Source organism: Mesorhizobium sp. LMG17149 (genome assembly GCF_024518695.1).
Taxonomy (GTDB): Bacteria; Pseudomonadota; Alphaproteobacteria; order Rhizobiales; family Rhizobiaceae; genus Mesorhizobium.
Window position 1 is genome coordinate 263,987 of the sequence record NZ_JANIFL010000006.1, and the last position, 20,555, is coordinate 284,541.

The 20,555-nt window shown below is 63.3% G+C and carries 18 protein-coding genes; 16 read left to right on the forward strand and 2 right to left on the reverse strand.

From position 1 onward, the window contains the following. The first annotated feature begins 6 nt into the window (after positions 1–6). The 10 genes from NP945_RS16150 (at position 7) to purU (ending at position 9,285) form a co-directional block, all read left to right on the forward strand. Complete coding sequence (locus tag NP945_RS16150) at positions 7–1,092, forward strand: Gfo/Idh/MocA family protein (protein ID WP_256746911.1); 1,086 nt, start codon at positions 7–9, stop codon at positions 1,090–1,092. Positions 1,093–1,147: 55 nt separating this feature from the next. Then, positions 1,148–2,062 carry a sugar phosphate isomerase/epimerase gene (locus NP945_RS16155; RefSeq protein WP_127317901.1) on the forward strand — a complete coding sequence of 305 codons (915 nt, stop codon included), beginning with the start codon at positions 1,148–1,150 and terminating at the stop codon, positions 2,060–2,062. Positions 2,063–2,129: 67 nt separating this feature from the next. After that, positions 2,130–3,074, forward strand: a complete 945-nt coding sequence (locus NP945_RS16160) for a substrate-binding domain-containing protein (protein WP_127382086.1) — start codon at positions 2,130–2,132, stop codon at positions 3,072–3,074. An 82-nt stretch (positions 3,075–3,156) separates the two neighbouring features. Beyond that, complete coding sequence (locus NP945_RS16165; RefSeq protein WP_245465924.1) at positions 3,157–4,137, forward strand: ABC transporter permease; 981 nt, start codon at positions 3,157–3,159, stop codon at positions 4,135–4,137. Beyond that, positions 4,134–4,916 carry an ATP-binding cassette domain-containing protein gene (locus NP945_RS16170; protein WP_164761550.1) on the forward strand — a complete coding sequence of 261 codons (783 nt, stop codon included), beginning with the start codon at positions 4,134–4,136 and terminating at the stop codon, positions 4,914–4,916. The genes NP945_RS16165 and NP945_RS16170 overlap by 4 nt, the downstream gene beginning before the upstream one ends. A 16-nt stretch (positions 4,917–4,932) precedes the next feature. Continuing rightward, positions 4,933–6,114, forward strand: a complete 1,182-nt coding sequence (locus NP945_RS16175; RefSeq protein WP_256746912.1) for an aldose 1-epimerase family protein — start codon at positions 4,933–4,935, stop codon at positions 6,112–6,114. A gap of 49 nt (positions 6,115–6,163) precedes the next feature. Next, a complete protein-coding gene (locus tag NP945_RS16180; protein WP_256747049.1) occupies positions 6,164–7,246 on the forward strand; it encodes a fatty acid desaturase family protein in 1,083 nt (360 codons plus the stop codon). Positions 7,247–7,257: 11 nt separating this feature from the next. After that, entirely contained in the window at positions 7,258–7,572 is a 315-nt protein-coding gene (locus tag NP945_RS16185; protein WP_013530832.1) for a MocE family 2Fe-2S type ferredoxin, read from the forward strand. Between the two features lie 34 nt (positions 7,573–7,606). Continuing rightward, positions 7,607–8,407 carry a 3-methyl-2-oxobutanoate hydroxymethyltransferase gene (locus NP945_RS16190; RefSeq protein ID WP_256746913.1) on the forward strand — a complete coding sequence of 267 codons (801 nt, stop codon included), beginning with the start codon at positions 7,607–7,609 and terminating at the stop codon, positions 8,405–8,407. Further along, positions 8,404–9,285, forward strand: coding sequence for a formyltetrahydrofolate deformylase (gene purU / locus NP945_RS16195; protein ID WP_256746914.1), 882 nt, complete (start codon positions 8,404–8,406; stop codon positions 9,283–9,285). The genes NP945_RS16190 and purU overlap by 4 nt, the downstream gene beginning before the upstream one ends. 11 nt (positions 9,286–9,296) lie before the next feature. Here the strand turns inward: purU and hutH are convergent, their stop codons facing one another. Together hutH and NP945_RS16205 are read right to left on the reverse strand one after the other, a co-directional pair. Further along, a complete protein-coding gene (gene hutH, locus NP945_RS16200) occupies positions 9,297–10,778 on the reverse strand; it encodes a histidine ammonia-lyase (protein ID WP_256746915.1) in 1,482 nt (493 codons plus the stop codon). After that, positions 10,775–11,776 carry an ornithine cyclodeaminase family protein gene (locus NP945_RS16205; RefSeq protein ID WP_256746916.1) on the reverse strand — a complete coding sequence of 334 codons (1,002 nt, stop codon included), beginning with the start codon at positions 11,774–11,776 and terminating at the stop codon, positions 10,775–10,777. Before NP945_RS16205 ends, hutH begins: the two co-directional genes overlap by 4 nt. Before the next feature lie 121 nt (positions 11,777–11,897). Here NP945_RS16205 and NP945_RS16210 point away from each other — a divergent pair, with 121 nt between their 5' ends. The 6 genes from NP945_RS16210 to NP945_RS16235 all read left to right on the forward strand — a co-directional run bounded on the left by NP945_RS16210 (position 11,898) and on the right by NP945_RS16235 (position 20,486). Beyond that, entirely contained in the window at positions 11,898–13,331 is a 1,434-nt protein-coding gene (locus NP945_RS16210) for a DHA2 family efflux MFS transporter permease subunit (RefSeq protein ID WP_256746917.1), read from the forward strand. 270 nt (positions 13,332–13,601) lie between these two features. Then, on the forward strand, positions 13,602–14,588 hold the full coding sequence (locus NP945_RS16215; RefSeq protein WP_256746918.1) for an ABC transporter permease: 987 nt from the start codon (positions 13,602–13,604) through the stop codon (positions 14,586–14,588). A 124-nt stretch (positions 14,589–14,712) separates the two neighbouring features. Next, a complete protein-coding gene (locus NP945_RS16220; protein ID WP_127271251.1) occupies positions 14,713–15,738 on the forward strand; it encodes a sugar ABC transporter substrate-binding protein in 1,026 nt (341 codons plus the stop codon). Positions 15,739–15,820: 82 nt separating this feature from the next. After that, the gene (locus NP945_RS16225; protein ID WP_256746919.1) at positions 15,821–17,944 is read left to right on the forward strand and encodes an SMP-30/gluconolactonase/LRE family protein; all 2,124 of its coding nucleotides are present in this window, start codon (positions 15,821–15,823) and stop codon (positions 17,942–17,944) included. Next, positions 17,941–18,990, forward strand: coding sequence for a hypothetical protein (locus NP945_RS16230; RefSeq protein WP_256746920.1), 1,050 nt, complete (start codon positions 17,941–17,943; stop codon positions 18,988–18,990). The genes NP945_RS16225 and NP945_RS16230 overlap by 4 nt, the downstream gene beginning before the upstream one ends. Next, the gene (locus NP945_RS16235; protein ID WP_256746921.1) at positions 18,990–20,486 is read left to right on the forward strand and encodes a sugar ABC transporter ATP-binding protein; all 1,497 of its coding nucleotides are present in this window, start codon (positions 18,990–18,992) and stop codon (positions 20,484–20,486) included. The genes NP945_RS16230 and NP945_RS16235 overlap by 1 nt, the downstream gene beginning before the upstream one ends. Positions 20,487–20,555: the final 69 nt, after the last annotated feature.

Below are 20,555 nucleotides of genomic sequence, written 5' to 3' on the forward strand. Positions count from 1 at the left end.
GAAGAGATGGCAAACAAGGGCTTCGAGCCGGACGTGAAGGTCCGCACGAAGGAATACAGGATCGGCTGCGTCGGCGCCGGCATGATCATGGCCGAGTGCCATCTGGCCGCCTACAAGGAAGCTGGATTCCCGGTGGTGGCGATCGCCTCGCGCACCAGGACCAGCGCCGAGAAGGTGGCGACGCGCTGGAGCATCCCCACGGTCCACGACACGCCTGAAAAACTGATCGAGGACGAGAATGTCGAGATCATCGATCTTGCTTTCCCGCCCGACCTGCAGCCGGCGCTGATCCGTCACGCACTGAAGCAGAAGCACATCAAGGCGATCCTGGCGCAGAAGCCATTGGCGCTGTCGGTCGACGAAGCGGTCAAGCTGCGCGACGAGGCGGCCAAGGCCGGCAAGATCCTCTCGGTCAATCAGAACATGCGCTACGACCAGTCGATGCGCGTCTTGAAGCAGATCATCGACAGCGGCGCGCTGGGCGACATCGTCTTCGCGCAGATCGACATGCACGCCATCCCGCACTGGCAGAGCTTCCTCGAGGATTATGACCGGCTGACGCTCGCCAATATGAGCGTGCATCATCTCGACGTGCTGCGCTTTCTGTTCGGCGATCCCGACGAGATCACCACGCTGACACGCAAGGATCCGCGCACGACATTCGACCATTCCGACGGCATCACCGTGTCGACGCTGCGCTTCCCGTCCGGTGTGCTCGCCGTGTCGCTGGAGGATGTCTGGTCCGGTCCGCGCCAGGATGGCTATAAGGACGACCAGAACATCAACTGGCGCGTCGACGGCAGCAAGGGGGTCGCGAAGGGCACCATTGGCTGGCCTACGGGCGCTGCCTCGACGCTGACTTACGCCTCGACCGAGACGACCGGCGGCGAATGGGTCAGCCCGAGCTGGGACACGATGTGGTTCCCGCATGCCTTTATCGGGGTGATGGAGCAGCTCCAGCACGCGGTGAAGACCGGCACACCGCCGGCGCTGTCGGTCGCCGACAACGTCAAGACCATGGCGCTGGTCGAGGCGGGGTATCGCTCGATCGACGAGGGCCGCACGGTCAAGCTTTCCGAAATCGCTACCTGATCACCGCAACTGAAACACCAGACAACTGAATCGCTTACAGGGAGGAATTCACACCATGATGCAGGCAGGTATTTTCACGGGCTATTTCCCGTACGGCCTCGAAGAGACGGCGAAGAAGATCCGTGGCCACGGTTTCAACACCGTGCAGCTCGACCTTCATTTCAAGGATATCGACCTGTCGGCCGGCCAGATCACCAAGGATAAGGCCAAGAAGGTTCGCGACACGTTCCGTGCCCACGACCTGCCGATCTGCTGCATCTCGGGCTACACCAATGTCATTCATCCCGACCTCGCGCACCGCAAGGCGAATGTCGATCGGCTGAAGGAAATCATCCGCAACGCCCGCCAGCTCGGCAGTCCTTACGTGATCTCGGAGACCGGTACCTACAACACCGAGAGCGAGTGGATGAGCGATCCCAAGAACAAGTCCGAAGAGGGTTTTGAGATGTGCCGCAAGGTGATCTCCGAACTGGCGCAGGAAGCCTATGACCACGGCTCAATGTTCCTGCTCGAAACCTACGTCAACAATGTCGTCGGCTCGGTCGAGGAAACGGTGAGGATGTTCGCGCAGGTCGACCATCCGGGCCTCGGCCTGCTGATGGATCCGACCAACTACTTCGAAAGCCACAACATCGACCAGATGGACAAGGTGCTGAACCAGGTGTTCGACACGTTGGCCGACAAGGTCAAGATCGCGCATGCCAAGGATGTCGCACGAGCCGGCGACGACAAGAGCGAGAAGCATGCGGACATCGGCGATGACGACGCGCTGGCCTCGCACACCTTCCGCGGCGTTGGCGAGATGGTCCTCAACGCGCCGGGCACCGGCTCGCTGAACTACGACCTCTATCTGCAGCGCCTGTCGCAGAAGAACCCGAACATCCCGGTGATCATCGAACACCTTTCGGAAGACGACGTGCCGAGGGCCAAGAAATTTCTCGACGACAAGTTCCGCGCCAACGGTCTCTGACCAGCTGTGCGCCGCCCTTTGCCGGCGGTGCATCCGGCTTGGAAGCAACAACAAGGGAGGAATTGCAGTGTTGAAATTCGGATTGAAACTGGCAGCGGCCGCGACTGTGTTCGCGGGCATCGCATTCGCCTCGCCGGTAATGGCGCAGGATGGCCAGAAGACGTTCTACCTGCTGTCGCATGGCGGCCCATCGGATGCGTTCTGGCTCGACTGGAATGCCGGCGCAACCAAAGCCTGCGACCAGCTCAAGGTGACCTGCAAGATTTCCTTCAGCGGCGGCGACATGGCGGCGCAGAAGGAGGCCTTCAATTCCGCGCTTGCGGCCAAGCCCGACGGCATCGCCACCACCTCGGCCCAGCCGGGCCTGTGGACCGAGGAAGTGAAGGCTGCCAAGGCGGCCGGGATCCCGATCGTGTTCTTCAACACAGACGATCCTGCGACCGGACGGCAGGCCTATGTCGGCGCCGATCTCAAGGAGGCGGGCGTGATCTGGGCCAAGTATCTCGTCGACCACAAGATGGTGAAGCAGGGCGACAAGGTGTTCCTGCCGGTGGAAGTGCCTGGCGCCAGCTATCAGCAGCTGGAGACCGAAGGCATCGCCAGCGTCTTCGATCCGTTGGGGATCAAATATGATGTGGTCGATTGCGGCACCGACCCGGCCGGCATCATTGCCAAGATGACCGACTACATGGTGGCCAACAATCCGCCGGCGATCATCGCGCTCGGCGATTCCGTCGCGGCCAGCGTCAAGCGGGTGTTCGACGGCGCAGGTGTGCCGGCCGGCAAGATCCCGGTCGTCGGCTGGGGCAATTCGAAGGAAACCGCGGAGGCCGTCAAATCCGGCTTCGTCAACGCGGCCGCCTGGCAGTTCCCGTCTGCGCAAGGCTTCATGCCGGTGGCGCTGCTCGGGCTCGCCGCGTCGGGCGAACCGATCGGCTACGACATCCATACTTTCAGCCTCTACGATGCCTCGAGCGTCGAACCGATCCTGAAACTCTACGACACGAAGTGAAAACCGGTGCCCGCGGCGCAGGCCGCGGGCACCATTTCAAAGCATGGTTCAAGCAGTCATGATGATCGCCGCAGAAGACGAAATGCCTGTCGGGAAACGTAGATCGAGCCTTATGCGCTCGCCGCAATTCTCCTCGCTCGTCATCCTCATTGTCCTGCTCGCGGTGTTCGCCATCGCCGATGCCAATTTCCTGTCGCCGCTCAACATCTCCAACATGATGGCGTTCCTGCCCGAGCTCGGCATTATCGCGCTCGGCATGACGCTGCTTCTGACGGCGGGCGAATTCGACCTGTCGGTTGGTGCCGTGTTCGGGCTGGCGCCGGTCGTCGTCATGCTTCTGGTGCAGAACGGAGGCGTCGATATCGGCATCGCGCTTCTGGCCGGGCTTCTGCTGTGCATCGCCATCGGCGCCATCAACGGGCTGATCGTCACCAAGATCGGCATTTCGTCCTTCCTGGTCACGCTGTCCATGCTGCTCGTGGTGCGCGGGGCGGCGCTCTACATCACGCAGGGCTTTCCGCTGAAATCCTGGGACCAGCCAGGCTTTTTCGTCACGCTGCTGGCCGGTAGCTTCAATGTCGGGTCGTTCCGGTTCTACACCTCGCTGTGGTGGTTCATCGGTCTCTCGCTGCTGGCGATCTACGTGCTGCGCTATGCCAAGCTCGGCAACTGGATCAGCGCCATCGGTTCCAACCGGAACGCGGCGGTGGCGCGCGGCGTGCCGGCGGACGCCGTCAAGGTGTGGCTGTTCATCCTGACTTCGGTCCTTGCGGGACTGGCCGGCATGATCAGCGCCTTCCGCATCTCGGCCGCCTCACCGGTGGCCGGCACCGGCTATGAGCTCGAAGTGATCGCCATGGTGGTGGTCGGCGGCACGGCGCTGACCGGCGGGCGCGGCACGATCCTCGGCACCATCGTCGGCGCGCTGATGCTGCGCGCGATCCGCAACGGCATCGTGCTGATCGGCGTGCCGGGCCTCGCCTACAACATCTTCGTCGGCCTCATCATCCTCGCCATGCTCATCCTGCACGCTTTGCTGCAGAAGAACGCCGCAAGGGGCTGATCATGGAAGTTCTCCGGCTGCAGAATCTGCAAAAATCCTTCGGCAGCGTTCGGGCGCTGAAGAATGCGTCCTTTGCTCTCAAGGAGGGCGAGGTGGTGGCCTTGCTCGGCGACAATGGCGCCGGCAAATCGACGCTTATCAAGGCGATTTCCGGTGTGTTTCCGATCGACCGTGGCGACATCTATGTGCGCGGCGAGAAGGTCTCGATCCGCTCGACGCGCGATGCCATGGACCTCGGCATCGAGACCATCCACCAGGATACGTCTCTGGCGCCGGATCTCAGCATTGCGCGCAATCTTTTCCTTGGGCGCGAACCGGTCAAGCTGAAATGGCTGGGCGTGTTCGCGCCGCTCGATTTCGCCAAATTGCGCGATGCGGCGTCGGCGCTGTTGAAGCGCGTCGGCATCTCGAAAAAACTCGACGCCGATGCGCTGGTCTCGACGCTGTCGGGTGGCGAGCGGCAGTCGATCGCGATTTCTCGCGCCATGCAGTTCGCCGCCAAGGTCATCATCCTCGACGAACCGACCAACAATCTCGGTGTCGAGGAAACCCATGGCGTGCTACGCTTCGTCAAGGAAGTGCGCGACGCCGGTCATTCCGTGCTTTTGATCACCCACAACATCCACCACGTGTTCCAGGTCGCCGACCGCATCATCGTCATGCGCCGCGGCGAGATCGTCGCCGAGCAGACCGTTGCCGATACCGATCTCCTGACCGTGGAGAGCATCATCACCGGCGCCGATATGTCGGCCCTGCTGAAAGAGACGAGAGCGAAGTGAAGAAGTTGGCCGTCACATGGTAGAACTCTACGGCAAGACGCTTTCGCGCCGGCAGGTGTCGGAACGTTCGGGCATGCTGTCGCAATTTGCCGGCGTGCGGCTGATGACGCTTGGCGACGGGGTGGAACGCGGCATCCGTATGCTGGAGTTCCGCACCGGCACGGGGCTGCGCTTCACCGCGCTGGTCGACCGGGCGCTCGACATCGCCGATTGCGACTATAGGGGACAGGCGATCGGTTGGCATTCGCCGAGCGGCTTTCGTCATCCCGGCCTGCACGATTATGGGGGGGAAGGCGGGCTGGCCTGGGCCCGCTCGTTTTCCGGCCTGCTTGTCACCTGCGGCCTCGACCACATATTGGGCCGCGAAGAGGTGCCTGCCGATAGCTACAACTACCCGGGCAAGAAGACCGTGATCCATTCGCTGCATGGCCGCGTCGGCACCATTCCAGCGCGGCTGACCGGTTATGGCGAGGCCTGGGATGGCGACCGCTGCGTGCTTTGGGCCGAAGGCATCGTTCAGCAATCGGCGGTGTTCGGCGAGGATTTGCATCTGATCCGGCGTATCGAGGCCGATGTCGGCGGCAACGAGATCCGGCTGTCGGACCGCGTCGTCAACCATGGCTTCAATCGCACGCCGCACATGTATTTTTACCACGTCAATGTCAGCCACCCCTTGCTTGACGAGGGTTCGCGCTATCTGGCGCCGATCCGCGACGTCGTCTGGGCTGGCCATGCAGGCGAACGCTACGAGGCGCAGAAGGTCGGCTACCGCACCGTGCCGGCGCCGCGACTGGGCTTCAGCGAGCAGGTCTGGCAGCATGAGATGGCGGCCGACGCCAATGGCGAGGTGCCGGTGGCGGTGGTCAATGACGGCATAGGGCTTGGCCTGGAAGTGATCACGCGCAAGGATCAGCTGCCTTGCGCCTACCAATGGCAGAATTTCCAGGCAGGGCAGTATGCGCTGGGCATAGAGCCCTCGACACACCATGTCTTGGGCAATCTCGCGGCGCGCGAGCGAGGCGAGATGATCTGGCTGGAGCATGGCGAAGGCCGTTCTTACGACGCGGTGTTCCGGGTGCTCGACGGCGCCGGCGCGATCGCCGCGGCCGAAGCAAAGATCGCGTCGATCGCCAGGCAGCCGCAACAGGATTATCCTGTGCCGTCGGGCAATTTTCCGGGATTGGCGGACAGGGCATGATGCGAAACGAATGCTCCGGCTGGCGGGCCGGAAATCGGAGGTCGATGTGATGGAGAAAAAGCGCGACTACAGCCTGGTCGGGGAAAGCACGCGCATCGCGATCGAGACCGGGCTGGCCTCGGCCGAGTGGTACCACACCGATGTGCCGCGCAAGGCGATGAAAGAGCTGATGCAACGCTCGGACGGGCCGGCGATCCGCGACACGATCATCTGGATCGTTGCCATATTGGGCTCTGCCGCCGGGATCGTCTGGTTCTGGGGCACGTGGTGGGTGGTGCCGTTCCTGCTCGTCTATGGCGTGCTCTACGGCTCGTCCAGCGACTCGCGCTGGCACGAGTGCGGCCACGGCACCGCCTTCCGCACGCGCTGGATGAACGATGCCGTCTACCAGATCGCCAGCTTCATGCTGATGCGCAACCCTGTGACCTGGCGCTGGAGCCATGCCCGCCATCACACCGACACGATCATCGTCGGCCGCGACGCCGAGATCGCGGTGATGCGTCCGCCGGACCTGCTGCGCGCCGCACTCGCCTTCACCGGCATTCTCGATTTCCGCTATTCGCTGCCGACGCTGGTGCGCAATGCGTTCGGCAGCATCTCGCCCGACGAGAAAAGCTTTATTCCCGAGATGGAGCTTCACAAGGTGGTCACAGCCGCGCGCTGGCATGTCGCCATCTATGTCGCGGCGATCGCGCTGGCGTTCTATCTGTGGTCGTTCCTGCCGCTGGTGCTTATCGGCCTGCCGCGCCTCTACGGCAGCTGGCACATGGTGCTGACCGGCCTGCTGCAGCATATCGGCCTGGCCGATAATGTCACCGACCACCGGCTGAACACGCGCACCGTCTACATGAACCCGATCAGCCGCTTCATCTACTGGAACATGAACTACCATGTCGAACATCACATGTTCCCGATGGTGCCGTATCACGCGCTGCCGAGGCTGCATGAATTGATCAAGCACGATCTGCCCGAGCCGAACCCTTCGATGTGGCATGCCTATCGCGAGGTCTGGCCGGTGCTGCTGAAGCAGCTTCAGTACGAGGACTATTTCCTCAAGCGCGAGCTGCCGCCGACGGCGCGGCCGTATCGGGACGAGTTCCATGCGCTGACCGTTCCGGCAGCGGCGGAATAGGGGAGAGGCAGATGGCCGACTGGGTTGAAGCGTGCGGCGTCGACGATGTCGAGGAAGAGGATGTCATCCGCTTCGATCATGGCGGCCGTACCTTCGCCATCTATCGCAGTCCCGATGACGAGTACTTCGCAACCGACGGATACTGCACGCATGAGAAGGCGCATCTGGCCGATGGGCTGGTGATGGACGACATCATCGAATGCCCCAAGCACAATGGCCGCTTCAACTACAAGACGGGTGTGGCCCGAGGCGCACCGGTATGCGTCAATCTCGCCACCTATCCAGTGAAGGTCGAGGCTGGCAAAGTGATGATCCAGATCGGCTGACCTGCCGCCGAATGCAACTGAGGGAACCCATTTGATGAGCCGGAAAAGACCGACGGTGGCGGATTTGCGCGCCATGAAGGGCAAGCGACAGCTGACCATGCTGCGTGTGCTGACGATGGACGAGGCCGAGGCCGCGGAGCGCGCGGGGGTCGACATCGTCTCGGTGCCGCCCGAACTGGTGCTCAACCCGCAATACCGCGACGCCGCCCCCAGCCTGTTCACCATGCCGGGCGACAATTTCTACGAGATCGGCACGGCGGACGATTTCGTGCGCTGGGCTTTCCGGCTCTACAAGGCCGGCGCCGACGCGGTCTATTGCAGCGCCGGCTACGCCACGATCAAGCGGATGGCCGATGACAATATCCCGGTGATCGGCCATGTCGGGCTGATCCCGTCACGGGCCACCTGGACCGGCGGCTTCAAGGCGGTAGGCAAGACCGCCGACACCGCCATGGAGGTCTTCGCGGCGGTGAAACAACTGGAGGCCGCAGGCGCCATCGGCGCCGAGATCGAGGTCGTCCCGGTCGAGGTGGCCAAGGCGATCTCGGAACGCACATCCTTGATCATGCTGTCGATGGGGGCGGGCACCGGTTGCGATGCGCAATATCTGTTCGCCGACGACATCCTCGGCCAGAACCGGGGCCACATGCCTCGCCATTCCAAGGTCTATCGCAATTTCGCCGCCGAATATGATCGTTTGCAGGCCGAGCGCATCGCCGCGTTCTCGGAGTATGTTACCGATGTCAACAGTCTCGCCTATCCCGAAGACAAGCATGTGGTGCATATGGATCCGGCTGAGCTCAGCCTGTTCATGAAAATGGTCGACAGGGCGTGAAATCTCAAGGCAATGATGCGACGGACGAGGCCGCGCCGGTTCATATTCTCACGCTTTCCTGCGAGGATCGGCCGGGAATCGTCGCCGCCGTCACGGCGGAGCTTGCCGCGAACGGCGCCAACATCGCCGAAAGCAGCCAGTTCTGGGACCGGCAGACCAATCGCTTTTTCATGCGGATCGCCTTCATCAGCCCGCCTGGCTCGACCAGGGACAGCCTGGAGCGGGCCTTGAAATCAAGCGTCGACCGCTTCGGCATGAAGACCGCGCTCGTCGATCAGGCGCGCCGCCCGAAGATCATCGTCATGGTCTCCAAGTTCGACCACGCGCTTCTCCATCTGCTGTACCAGATCAGGGTCGGCTGGCTGAACGCGGAGGTTGCCGCCGTCGTCTCCAACCACGAGGATGCCCGCCGCTTCGCCGAGCTGGAGGGCATTCCCTATCACCATTGGCCGACCACCAAGGAGAACAAGGCCGAACAGGAACAGAAGCTGCTGGACCTGGTGCAGCGGACGGGGGCCGAACTGGTCATCCTGGCGCGCTACATGCAGGTCTTTTCAAAAGGCCTGTCGGACCGGCTGTTCGGACGGGCGATCAACATCCACCATTCGTTCCTGCCGAGCTTCAAGGGCGCCAAGCCGTATCACCAGGCCTTCGACCGCGGCGTCAAGCTGATCGGTGCGACGGCGCATTACGTCACCTCCGACCTCGACGAGGGTCCGATCATCGATCAGGAGACCGAACGCGTCACCCATGCGATGAGCGCCGAGGATTTCGTCGCTGTCGGGCGCGACATCGAAAGCCGGGTTCTGGCGCGCGCGGTCAAGCTGCATCTCGAAGCCCGCGTCATGCTCAACGGCCACAAGACCGTCGTTTTCTGAGCGAAGCCGCGTCAGGCCGGCCAACTGCCGCCGGCGAGCGCAGCGTAAAGCGTCTCGGCGTCGATACCGAGCGGCCGGTCCTCTTTCAGCATGGGGACGAGAGCGCGTATCGCCGCGTGAAGTGCTGATGTGCGCGGCGCCAATGTGAAGCCGTCGCGCAGGTCTATGGCCTGTGCGGCGGCCATCAGTTCGAAGGCGATCAGCCGCCGCCACAGCGCGATCATCCCGGCGCATTTCGCAACCGCCAGAGGTGTCTGCGTGGCGTGATCCTCGACGCCTTCCGAAACCGGAAGAAAGTCGAGCATCACCGGATTGGCCTTGTGGCGAATGGCGGCCAGGATCGAGGTCACCGTCTTCTGCAGTGGCACGAAGCCGGCCGAGGCGCCGCCGACCGGCGACAGATATTTCGGCAGGCCATTGCGGCCCGAACCGGTGAGCTGGATGAAGCGCGCGGCACTGGCCGCGGCACATTGGGCGATCGCCAGGCCGAGCGTCTCAAAGGCGAGCGCCAGTGCGGCGGTGTGGAAATTGCCGGTCGACAGCACCAGCTCATCATCGCCCAGCACCAGCGGATTGTCGGCGGCGGCGTTGAGCTCGATCTCGACAGCCTGTCTCGCCTGACCGATCGCCTCGATCAGCGCGCCGTGGATCGACGGCATGCAGCGGATCGACAGCGGGTCCTGCAAGGTGGTCGGCGCCGGCGCCTCGTCGCGGACGAGCAGATCGTGCAGCACCTTGGCTGCTTCCTGCTGGCCTGCCGCCGGACGCGCCCTATGCAGGCGCGGATCGAGGATGGTGCGGTTGGCACCGATGCCTTCAATGGTCAGCGCCCCGGCCTGCTGTTGCTGGGCAAGAGCCGACAGCGCATCCGTCACCGCAAGCGCGCCGCTGCCGGCGGACACCGCCGAGGCATTGATCAGCGACAGCCCGTCCTTCGGCGCCAGGCTGATGGGGGCGAGGCGCGCCATCATCAGCGCCTTGGCTGCCGGCATTCGACGGCCCTGATAGTCGGCTTCGCCTTCGCCGGTGAGCATGCGGGCGAGTGCCGTCATCAGCACCAGGTCGCCGGCGCCGATCGAGCCGAGCGACGGCATGACGGGATGGACGCCGGCGTTGAGCGCGTCGACCAAAGCGACGAAGACGGAAGGCGAAAGGCCGGAGCCTGCGGCTGACAGCATTGCTGCACGCGCGACCATGGTTGCGCGAACGGCCTCGACCGGCAGCACCTCGCCGACGGCGCCGCTGCGCCCTTCAAGCAACTGGCGCTGGAAGGCGCCGGCGTCGCCTTCGACCGCAGTGCCGAGATTGGCGCCGAGTCCGGTGTTCAGGCCATAGATCTGCTGGCCGGACGCGGCGGCCTGGTCGAGCACTTTTCGTGCCTTCTCCAGCCTGCCGATGATTTCGGGTCCGATCTCCACCTTGCGCCCATCGCGGGCGACCGCAGCGACATCGCCAACGCTGACGCCGGTTCCGGTGAGGACGAGCGCGGTCATGCGAAGCGCAGCCTCTGGCCGATGCCTTGCACTTGCGCCTTGGCCAGCATCGCCTTGCCCAGCGCAATATCGGACAGCGACAGGCCGCGATGCCAGAACAGGATCGTTTCGTCGTCGCTTTCGCGCCCGGCTTTCAGGCCGGCGGCAATCTGGCCGAGTTCGGCATGCAGCGTCTTCTCGCTCAGCCGCCCGGTCTCGACATGGGCGCGCAGCGAGCCGAACTTGCCGCCCTTGCACTGGCCCCAATCGTCGACGACCATTTTCTGCATGATGTCGGTCAGCGACAGTTCGACCGCGCTCATCGTGCCATAGGGCACGACCAGTGCGCCCGGCTTGATCCATTCGGTCTTCAGCAGCGGTTGCGGCTCCGGCAGGCGCGAGGCTTCGACGACGATGTCGGCGCCCTCGATGCAGCTTTTCCAGTCGGCCACCGCCGTCACTGTCTTGCCGAGATCGGCGGAGAGTTTGGCGGCAAAACCGTCGCGGCTTTCCGGGCGGCGCGAATGGACGCGGATCTCTTCGAAATCGAAGAGATGGTCGAGCAGGCGCACATTCCAGTAGGCGGTGCCGCGCGCGCCGATATGGGCCAGCACCTTCGAATTCTTGCGTGCCAGATGCCTGGCGCCGATGGCGGTGACGGCGCCGGTGCGCATGTCGGTGATGACGGTGGCGTCGAGGATGGCGCGCGGCGCGCCGGTGCGCGGGTCGAACAGGTTGAGGATGCCGAATTCGGAAGGCAGGCCGTGCAGGTAGTTGTCGACATAGTCGCCGACGATCTTGACGCCGGCGGTGTCGAGCGGCGCGACGTAGCCGCGCAGCACATTGAAATGGCCGTGGAAGGACGGGTCCGGCTCGAGATGGACGCGCGGTTCGATCACCGTCTGGCCATTGCCTTGCGCCACCAGGCCAGCCTCGACGGCGGCAATGATTTCGCCATCGGTCATGGCAAGGGCGTCGATGTCGAGGGCATTGAGGTAGTCGATATAGATGGGCTTCATGTTACGCGGACACTTTCCTCGGCCACCCCGTTCATCCCATAGCAGGCCATGGCGGCACACGAAAGTTTGTTGCGACGTCTCTGGACGCGGCCGGTGAGATGCTGTTCAAACCGGTTCCGTCATGACTGCCATTCCCGAGACCGCAACCTTATCCGAAACGGCCACCAATGCGCGGCGCGTGGCGCTGATCGTCGCCATCGCCTTCTTCATGCAGTTTCTGGATTCGACGATCATCTCGACCTCGCTGCCGCAGATGGGGGCTTCCTTCGGCGTGTCGGCTGTGGCGATCAGCATCGGCATCACCGTCTACATGCTGACCATGGCCGTATTCGTGCCGCTGTCGGGCTGGCTCGCCGACCGGTTCGGCGCACGCAACATCTTCCTGCTGGCGATCGTCCTGTTCACCCTGGCCTCGCTTGCCTGCGGCGTCTCGCAAAACCTGACCCAGTTCGTCGCCGCACGTGTCGTGCAAGGGCTCGGCAGCGCGCTGATGACGCCGGTCGGGCGCATCCTGGTACTGCGTAATGCGTCGAAGTCGGAGCTGCTGAACGCCACGGCACTGATCACCTGGCCGGCGCTGTTTGCGCCGGTGATCGGGCCGGTGCTCGGCGGCTTCATCACCACCTATCTGTCCTGGCACTGGAATTTCTTCATCAACATCCCGCTTGGCGTGGTCGGGTTGGTGCTGGTCGCCCGCTTCATTCCGGGCGATCGCGAAGCCGACCCCAAGCCGCTCGACTGGCCGGGTTTTTTCCTGACATCGGCGGGGCTTGCCTTGCTTCTCTATGGCCTTGAACGCATCGCGCACCCGGAGGACGGCGTTCTTCCGACGGTGCTGCTGGTCGTAGCCGGCATCGTCATCGGCTGGCTGGCGGTGCGGCATCTCAGGCGCGCGCCGCATCCGCTGCTCGATCTCTCCTCGTTCAAGGTGCTGACCTTCGCCATCTCGACGCTTGCCGCCGGCACCATTTTCCGGGTGGCGATCAACGCCACGCCATTCCTGTTGCCGCTGCTGTTCCAGGTCGGCTTTGGCCTCTCGTCCGTCGATGCCGGCTTGATGATCCTGGCCTATTTCCTCGGCAATCTCGGCATGAAGACGGTGACGACACCAACGCTGCGCCGTTTCGGCTTCCGGTCGGTGCTGGTCGTCAACGGCCTGATCGCTTCGGCGGCGATCATGGCATGTGCTGCGATCTCGCCGCAGACGCCACAGGTGCTGGTGGTGGCGTTGATGCTGATCGCCGGCCTGTCGCGCTCGATGCAGTTCACCGCGCTCAACACACTGGCCTTCGCCGACATCGATGCGGCGCAACGAAGCTCGGCGGCGACGCTGTCCTCGATGCTGCAGCAGGTGGCGATGTTGTTCGGCGTCGCGGTGGCGGCGGCGATCCTCAATTTGTCGCAGATCGCCAGGGACCGGCCGGCCCTCGATCTTGTGGATTTTCGAGTAGCCTTCCTGGCGATCGGCGCCATCGGGCTGGTGGCGGCGTTGCGTTTTCTCGTGCTGCCGCCAGGTGCGGGCGCGGAGGTTTCCGGCCACTCGCCGGGAAATTGAGATCGATTTTTCCGCCTGATGCGGAGATAAATTCCGTCTTGTCCTTTCGCCTTGGTGCAGCCTTTTCGCGAGTGGCGGCAATGGCGCAAGCAATTGCCAAAAGTGCAGAGTTTTCCGAGCATTGCGCCAGCTTCGGCAATCGACGCGTCCATTTGGCAAATATCGCTGCCGGCCGGGGTTCCGAGCGCGGATTCATTTGACGAACCGGCGTTGGGCCGATTAGCGTTCTTTCCCAGGGATGGCAGCGCTGCCATCGGGGCAAACGCAGACATGAACACGATCGGCTGGCCGAATTTCAGGAGCCTGAATCAGGAAGGCATTGTCTTTGCCATAGCGGTGGTGCTGTTCGTTGCAGCGGCCATAGGCCTGCCAGGTTTCATCGACCCCAACAATCTCGTCGCCATCGTCCGCTCGGTGTCGGTGCTGGGCATCCTTGCGCTCGGCATGGCCGTCGTCATCATCGGACGCGGCATCGACCTCTCCGCCGTGGCGATCATGGCGATGTCTGTCGCCTGGTATCTGCAACTTCTGAATTCGGGAACGCCGGAGGGGCTGGCTTTCGCCTATGTGCTGGCCGGTGTGCTGGCCATCGGCCTGCTCAATGGCTTTCTCGTCGCCTATGCCGATGTGCCCGCGATCTTCGTGACGCTGGCGACAGGCTCCTTCGTCTTCGGCTATGTGCGCTCGCAACTGATCACGCAGGATGCCGTGCCGGTGCCTCAGGGCCACTGGGTCGAGCTGCTCGGTGGCCTGCGCTTCCTCGACATTCCCATCGAGGTGTTCGTCTTCGCGGGGCTGGCCTTCCTGTTCTTCCTGTTCCTGCGTTACACCAAATGGGGCCGCTACATCTATTTTGCCGGCGACAATCCGGTTGCCGCCCGAAACATCGGCATTCCGGTGCGGCCGATGCTGGTGCTGCGCTATGTGCTTTCCGCCTTCGTCGCACTGATCGCCGGCCTGCTGACGGCGGCCAGCCTGCATTCGATCAACACCCGCGTCGTCAATTCGACGCTACTCTACGACATCGTGCTGGTCGCCGTGATCGGCGGCATCGGCCTTTCGGGCGGGCGGGGTGGGGTGCGCAACGTATTGGTGGGGGCGGCGCTGATCGGCATCCTGCTCAACGCCATGACCATTATCGACATCCCGCTGCTCTACCAGAACCTGATCAAGGCGGCGATCCTGCTCGGCGCCATCATCGTCGACGGCATCATCAACCCACGTGACGAACAGACCGCCCAGCAGGGCGACATCTAGAGCATGATCCCGAAAAGTGGAAACCGGTTTTCGGAAAAGATCATGCTCAAACAAGAGAGTACCTGAACTGCGGCGGACGGTTGGGGCCGGCCGCTGATAACAAAACCAAACCAGAGGATGTGACATGAAACTGATCAGAACACTCATGGCAGCGGCCACGGCGCTTGCCGTTACCGCCTTCGTGGCGCCAACCTTTGCCGCCGACGATCCTGGCCCGGCGGCTTACGCACAGGCGCTCAAGGGCAAGCGCGTCATGCTGGTGCCGATGGCGATGGGTTTCGACCTGGCACAGGGCTGGACGCATTTCCTGAAGAAGGAAGTCGAAGCCTGGGGCGGCACCTTCGAGACACGCGATCCGAACTGGGTCGTCGACGCCGGCGCGCAAGCGATCACCGACGCGATCTCGTCGGACACCAGGCCGGATGTGCTGATCATCCATTCGCCGGACCTCAATTCCTATGCCAAGCTGATGAAGAAGGCGCAAGCCGCCGGCACCTATGTGATTTTGGTCGACAATCCGGCCAATTTCCCGGCCGACGCCTTTGTCGGCAGCGACTGGGACCGGCTCGGCCAGCTCGAGGCCGAAGCGGCGATCAAGGGCTGCGGCCCGAACTCCTCCAAGAAGCTCGGTTTGGTGCAAGGCGACCAGGCCAATTCGTCGAGCCTCTACCAATATGCCGGCATCATGAAGGTGCTGGACAAGAACCCCGACTTCAAGGTGGTGGCCAAGCCGGATTCCAACTGGGACGCGACCACCTCGCGCAACGTGACGACGACGATGCTGCAGCAGAATCCCGACATCTGCGCCATCATCGATTTCTGGGACGGCGATGCCACCGGCGCGGCTGCCGCGATCCGCGACGCCAAGCTCGACGGCAAGGTGTTCCTGGTCACCACGGGCGGTGGCGAGAAGGCGGCCGATTGCGACAAGCTGCAGGACGGCACCTATGGCGCTGTGGTGATGACCGATCTTGCCCGCCAGTCGGGCGACATGAACGCCATCATCAAGTTCCTGCTGCAGAGCGGCCAGCCGGCCGGCACCTCGCACACCTACATCTACACGCTGGAGAAGGCGACGACCAAGGCTGACCTGAAGCCCGATAGCTGCTGGGACTTGAAGGCCCTGCAGGCCGAAGCGGCGGCGAAGTAAGCCAAGCCTCTTCAATCGATATCGATGAGGTGGTCGGATTGCCTGGCCACCTCTTTGTCTTTTCTCTTGCAGCAGTGACCTGATGTCCTTTCGCGAACGCCTCCAGTCCTGGCGCTACAATCTCGTGCCCGACCATGTCGTCGGCGAGATCCTGACCAAGCGCTGGACCGACAACGCCATTCCGTTCCTGGCGCTGGTGGCGACGCTGGCAACCTTCGGCTCGCTCATCCCGGGCTTCTTCAAGCTGACGGCGCTGCAGGATTCGACCCGTCAGCTCGGCGAGTTCTCGCTGATCGTCACCGGCATGACGGTGGTCATGCTGGGCGGCGGCATCGACCTGTCGGTCGGTTCGATCTTCGCGCTCTCCTGTTTTTCCGCGGTCTATGTCTTCTTCATCCTCGATCAGTCCGTGTGGCTGGCGCTTGCCGCATCGATCGCCACAGGATTGCTGTTCGGTGCGATCAACGGCTATCTGGTCGGCTATTTGAGGCTGCGCGCCTTTCTCACCACGCTGGTCACCTTCATCTTCGGCCGCGCGCTGTTCGACATCCTGGTCACCACTTATGCCGCCGATGTGCAACTTTCCGGCGCCACCTCGGACGTGCTGGATTTCATCGGCGACGGCACCTTCTGGGGGCTGTCGGTCTCGGTGTGGCTGGCGATCATCCTGGCCATCGTCACCCATATCGCGCTGACCCGTTCACGGCCGGGCTGGCACGTGCTGGCGGTCGGCGGCTCCAGGCGCTCGGCCCACAATGCCGGCATCCGCGTGCGCCGCACGGTGTTCATGACCTATGTCTTCTCCGGCTTCTGCGCCTCGATCGGCGGCTTCCTCATCGCTTGCCGGCTGAGCGGGGCAGGGCCGGGCACGGGCCTCAACCTCGAGATCATGGCGCTGACGGCGGCGGTGGTCGGCGGCGTCAGCCTTGGCGGCGGCCGCGGCTCGGTGATCAAGGGGCTGATGGGCGCCATCATTGTGCTGACCATGACCAACGGGCTGATCCGGCTGGGCTATGGCACCGGCACCAACCAGATGGTGCTGGGCATCATGCTGGCGGTCGCGGTGACCATCGACATCCGCTGGCTGAAGAACCGCCACAAGGTGCTGAACGAGGTTTATGTCGCGCCGGTCTATCTCAAGATGGGCGAGACACAGTCGGCCGCACCTGGTTCGGGCACACCCTACGAGCTCGACAACCGGTTGTCCGCCGCCGACCATATCGGGCTTGGCGAGCTGGAGGGGCCAGAAGACGTCATCCTCGACCGCGACGACAATCTCTATTGCGGCACGCGTCATGGCGAGATCGTCCGTTTCTTCGCGCCAGACTATGTCAAATCGGAAGTGTTTGCCCATATAGGCGGCTTCCCGCTCGGTCTCGCCTTCGACAAATCGGGCAATCTGATCAGCTGCGTCGGCGCCATGGGGCTCTATTCGGTCTCGCCGGATCGGGAGGTCAAACGCCTGTCGGCGGAGACATCGCGTTCGTGGACCTCGATCGTCGACGATGCGCGTTTGCGTGACCCCAATGACTGCGACATCGCACCCGACGGGCGCATCTATTTCACCGACTCGACCAAGCGTTACGACGCACATGACTGGGCGCTGGATTCGATCGAGAACCGCGCCACCGGCCGGCTGCTGGTCTACGATCCGAAGGATGGTTCGACGAAGACGCTGCTCGACGGTTACCGCTACACCAACGGTGTGTGCATGGCGCATGACGGCAAGTCGCTGTTCTTCGCCGAAAGCTGGGCCTGCCGCGTGCATCGCTACTGGCTGGAGGGGCCGAAGGCCGGCACCGCCGAATGCGTCATCCGCGACATGCCGGGCTATCCCGACAACATCAACCGCGCCTCCGATGGCAATTACTGGATGGCGTGGCTCGGCATGCGCACGCCGAGTTTCGACCTGTCGCTGCGCCATCCCGACATGCGCAAGCGCATGACGCGCCGGCTGCCGCAGGATGAATGGCTGTTCCCCAACATCAACACCGGCGGCGTGGTCAAGTTCAACGAGAAGGGCGGCATTGTCGAGGCGATGGGCGACCTCACCGGTGGCGCGCACCCGATGGTCACCTCGATGCGCGAGCACAAGGGATATCTGTTCGTCGGCGGCATCCTCAACAACCGCATCGGCCGCTACAAGATCGCAGGCGCCGACCCGAACTGGACCAGTCCCGCGTCCTATTGGGGGGCGAAGCCATGATCCTCGATCCGGTGCTTGGCCTGTTTCGCGGCAAGGCGGTCACCATCCCGCCGCTCGACGGCGCTTTTCGCCCCAATACGCGGCTGGATGATGCGCCGGCTTTCGCCGAGATGACGGAACCGGACAATCTGCTCGTCGCCGGTGACAGGCTGCTGGCCTCCAGCGGCAACGCCATCCATTCGATTGCGGCTGGAGCGGAACCTGTCGTGGTCGAGACTTTTCCGTCTGCCGTCACCGCGCTGGCGCTGTCGCCATCCGGTGAACTGACGGTCGGGCTGGAAAGCGGAAAGCTGCTGATTGGCGGCAGCGACGTTTCGCTGCCGGCTGACCTCAGCTGCATCACCGCACTTGCCTATGCGGATGACGGCACGTTGTGGCTGGCCAATGGCTCGGCCGAGCACGCGCCGTCGCAATGGGCCGCCGATCTGATGAAGAAGGGTGCCTCCGGTTCGCTGTGGAAGCGAGACGCCGCGGACGGTGATTTCCGCAAAGTCGCCGGCGAGATTGCCTTTCCCTATGGCCTGCATCCAGTCGGCAGCGATGTGCTAGTCAGCGAAAGCTGGCGTCATCAGTTGGTGCGTTTCGATGGCGCGACGGGCAGCCGCTCGACGGTTCTGACGCATCTGCCCGGCTATCCCGCGCGGCTGTCGCCGTCCGCCGATGGTGGGGCGTGGCTGACCCTGTTTGCGCCGCGCAACCGGCTGATCGAATTCGTGCTGCAGGAAACGCATTACCGTCAGGACATGCTGAGCCAGGTGCCGCCTGCCTACTGGATCGCGCCAGCGCTGGCCTCCAGCCGCAGCTTCCTCGAGCCGCTGCAATGCGGCGGCATCCGCACCATGGGCATCCACAAGCCGTGGTCGCCGAGCCGCTCCTACGGGCTGGTGGTCAGGCTTGACCAGAAGATGCAGCCGCAATTCAGCCTGCACAGCCGCGCCAACGGCACGCGCCATGGCATCTGCAGCGTTACGGCAAAGGACGGTCTTCTGTTCATCGCCTCCAGGGGCGGCGACTGCATCCTTTCCGTCGCCACGGGAGGTTTCTGATGGAACCGATTGTCCGTCTGGAGAATGTCACCAAGAACTACCGCGGCGTGCCCGCGGTGAAGAATGTCAGCTTCGACCTGCGCAAAGGCGAAATCCACGCGCTGCTCGGTGAGAACGGCGCGGGAAAATCGACGCTGACCAAGATCATCGCCGGTGTGGTCGACGCCACCTCGGGCAAGATGTTCCACAAGGGGCAAGAGATCGCCTACGCCTCGCCGCATGCAGCGCTTGAAGCCGGCATCGCCATGGTGTTCCAGGAGACGAGCCTGGTGCCGTCGATGACTGTGGCGCAGAACCTCTATCTCGGCACCGAAAAGTTCCTCAACCGGCTGCGCGGCACGTATATTTCGGCGCAGCAATTCCTGCAATCGCTGAACTTTCCCGTCGACCCGAACGCGATGGTGGCGACGCTGGGTGCTGCCAAGCGGCAGATGGTCGAGATCGCGCGCGCGGTGCACCACAATGCCGAGATCATCATCTTCGACGAGCCGACGGCGACGCTGACGCCGGAAGAAAAGCGGCACTTCTTCGCGCTGATCCGGCGGCTGAAGGCGAGCGGCGTGTCGATCGTCTTCATCAGCCACGCGCTGGAAGAGGCGCTCGATATCGCCGACCGCATCACCATCCTGCGCGACGGCGAGCTGGTCATCACCGGCGACACCTCCGCTTTCGACCGCGACAGGATCGTTTCCGCCATGGTCGGGCGCACGCTGTCGGGACAGATCTACCGGCAGCGCGACGAAGCGAAGCTGCGCAAGGCGGGCAAGAAGGTGCTGTCGGTGCAGGACATCTCGATGAGCAATGTCGTGCGCAACAATTCCTTCTCGATCTTCGAGGGCCAGATCACCGGTGTGTTCGGGCTGATTGGCTCCGGCCGCACCGAAACCTTCAAGATCGTCTCCGGCATCTACAAGCGGGACTTTCTGCGCGGCGGCGCCATCGAGCTCGATGACAGGCCGGTGCGCTATCTCGTGCCGAGCGAGGCGGTGGCCGACGGCATCGTCTATGTCACCGAGGACCGCAAGAGCGAAGGCATCTTCGAGACGATGGGCATTGCCGAGAACCTGTTCGGCGGGCTGCTGGCGGCGGGGCGCGAAAAGGCCTGGGTGATCAACGCGCAGGAAATGCGCGCGCTGTCAGCCGAATGGACGAAGACGTTGAACATCAAGGCGATCAACGACAATGCGCGCGTCGTCGAACTGTCCGGCGGCAACCAGCAGAAGGTGGTGATCGGCAAGGGGCTGGTGCAGCAGCCGCGCATCGTCATCTTCGACGAGCCGACGCGCGGCGTCGATGTCGGCGCGATCGCCGAGATCCATCAGATCATCAACCGGCTGGCCGACGAGGGCCTGGCCGTCGTCGTCATCTCGTCCTACCTGCCGGAGATCATGAACCTGTCCGACCGCATCCTGGTCTGCCGCCAGGGCCGCATCGTCGAGGAGTTTTCGCCGGCCGAGGCCACGGAGGAGAAGATCATGTACGCGGCCGTGCATTAGGTTTTTGGCTGGTGGTCGGTGGTCCGCATACGTTGGTAATTGGGCGAAGGCCTCTACCTCTTCGTCATC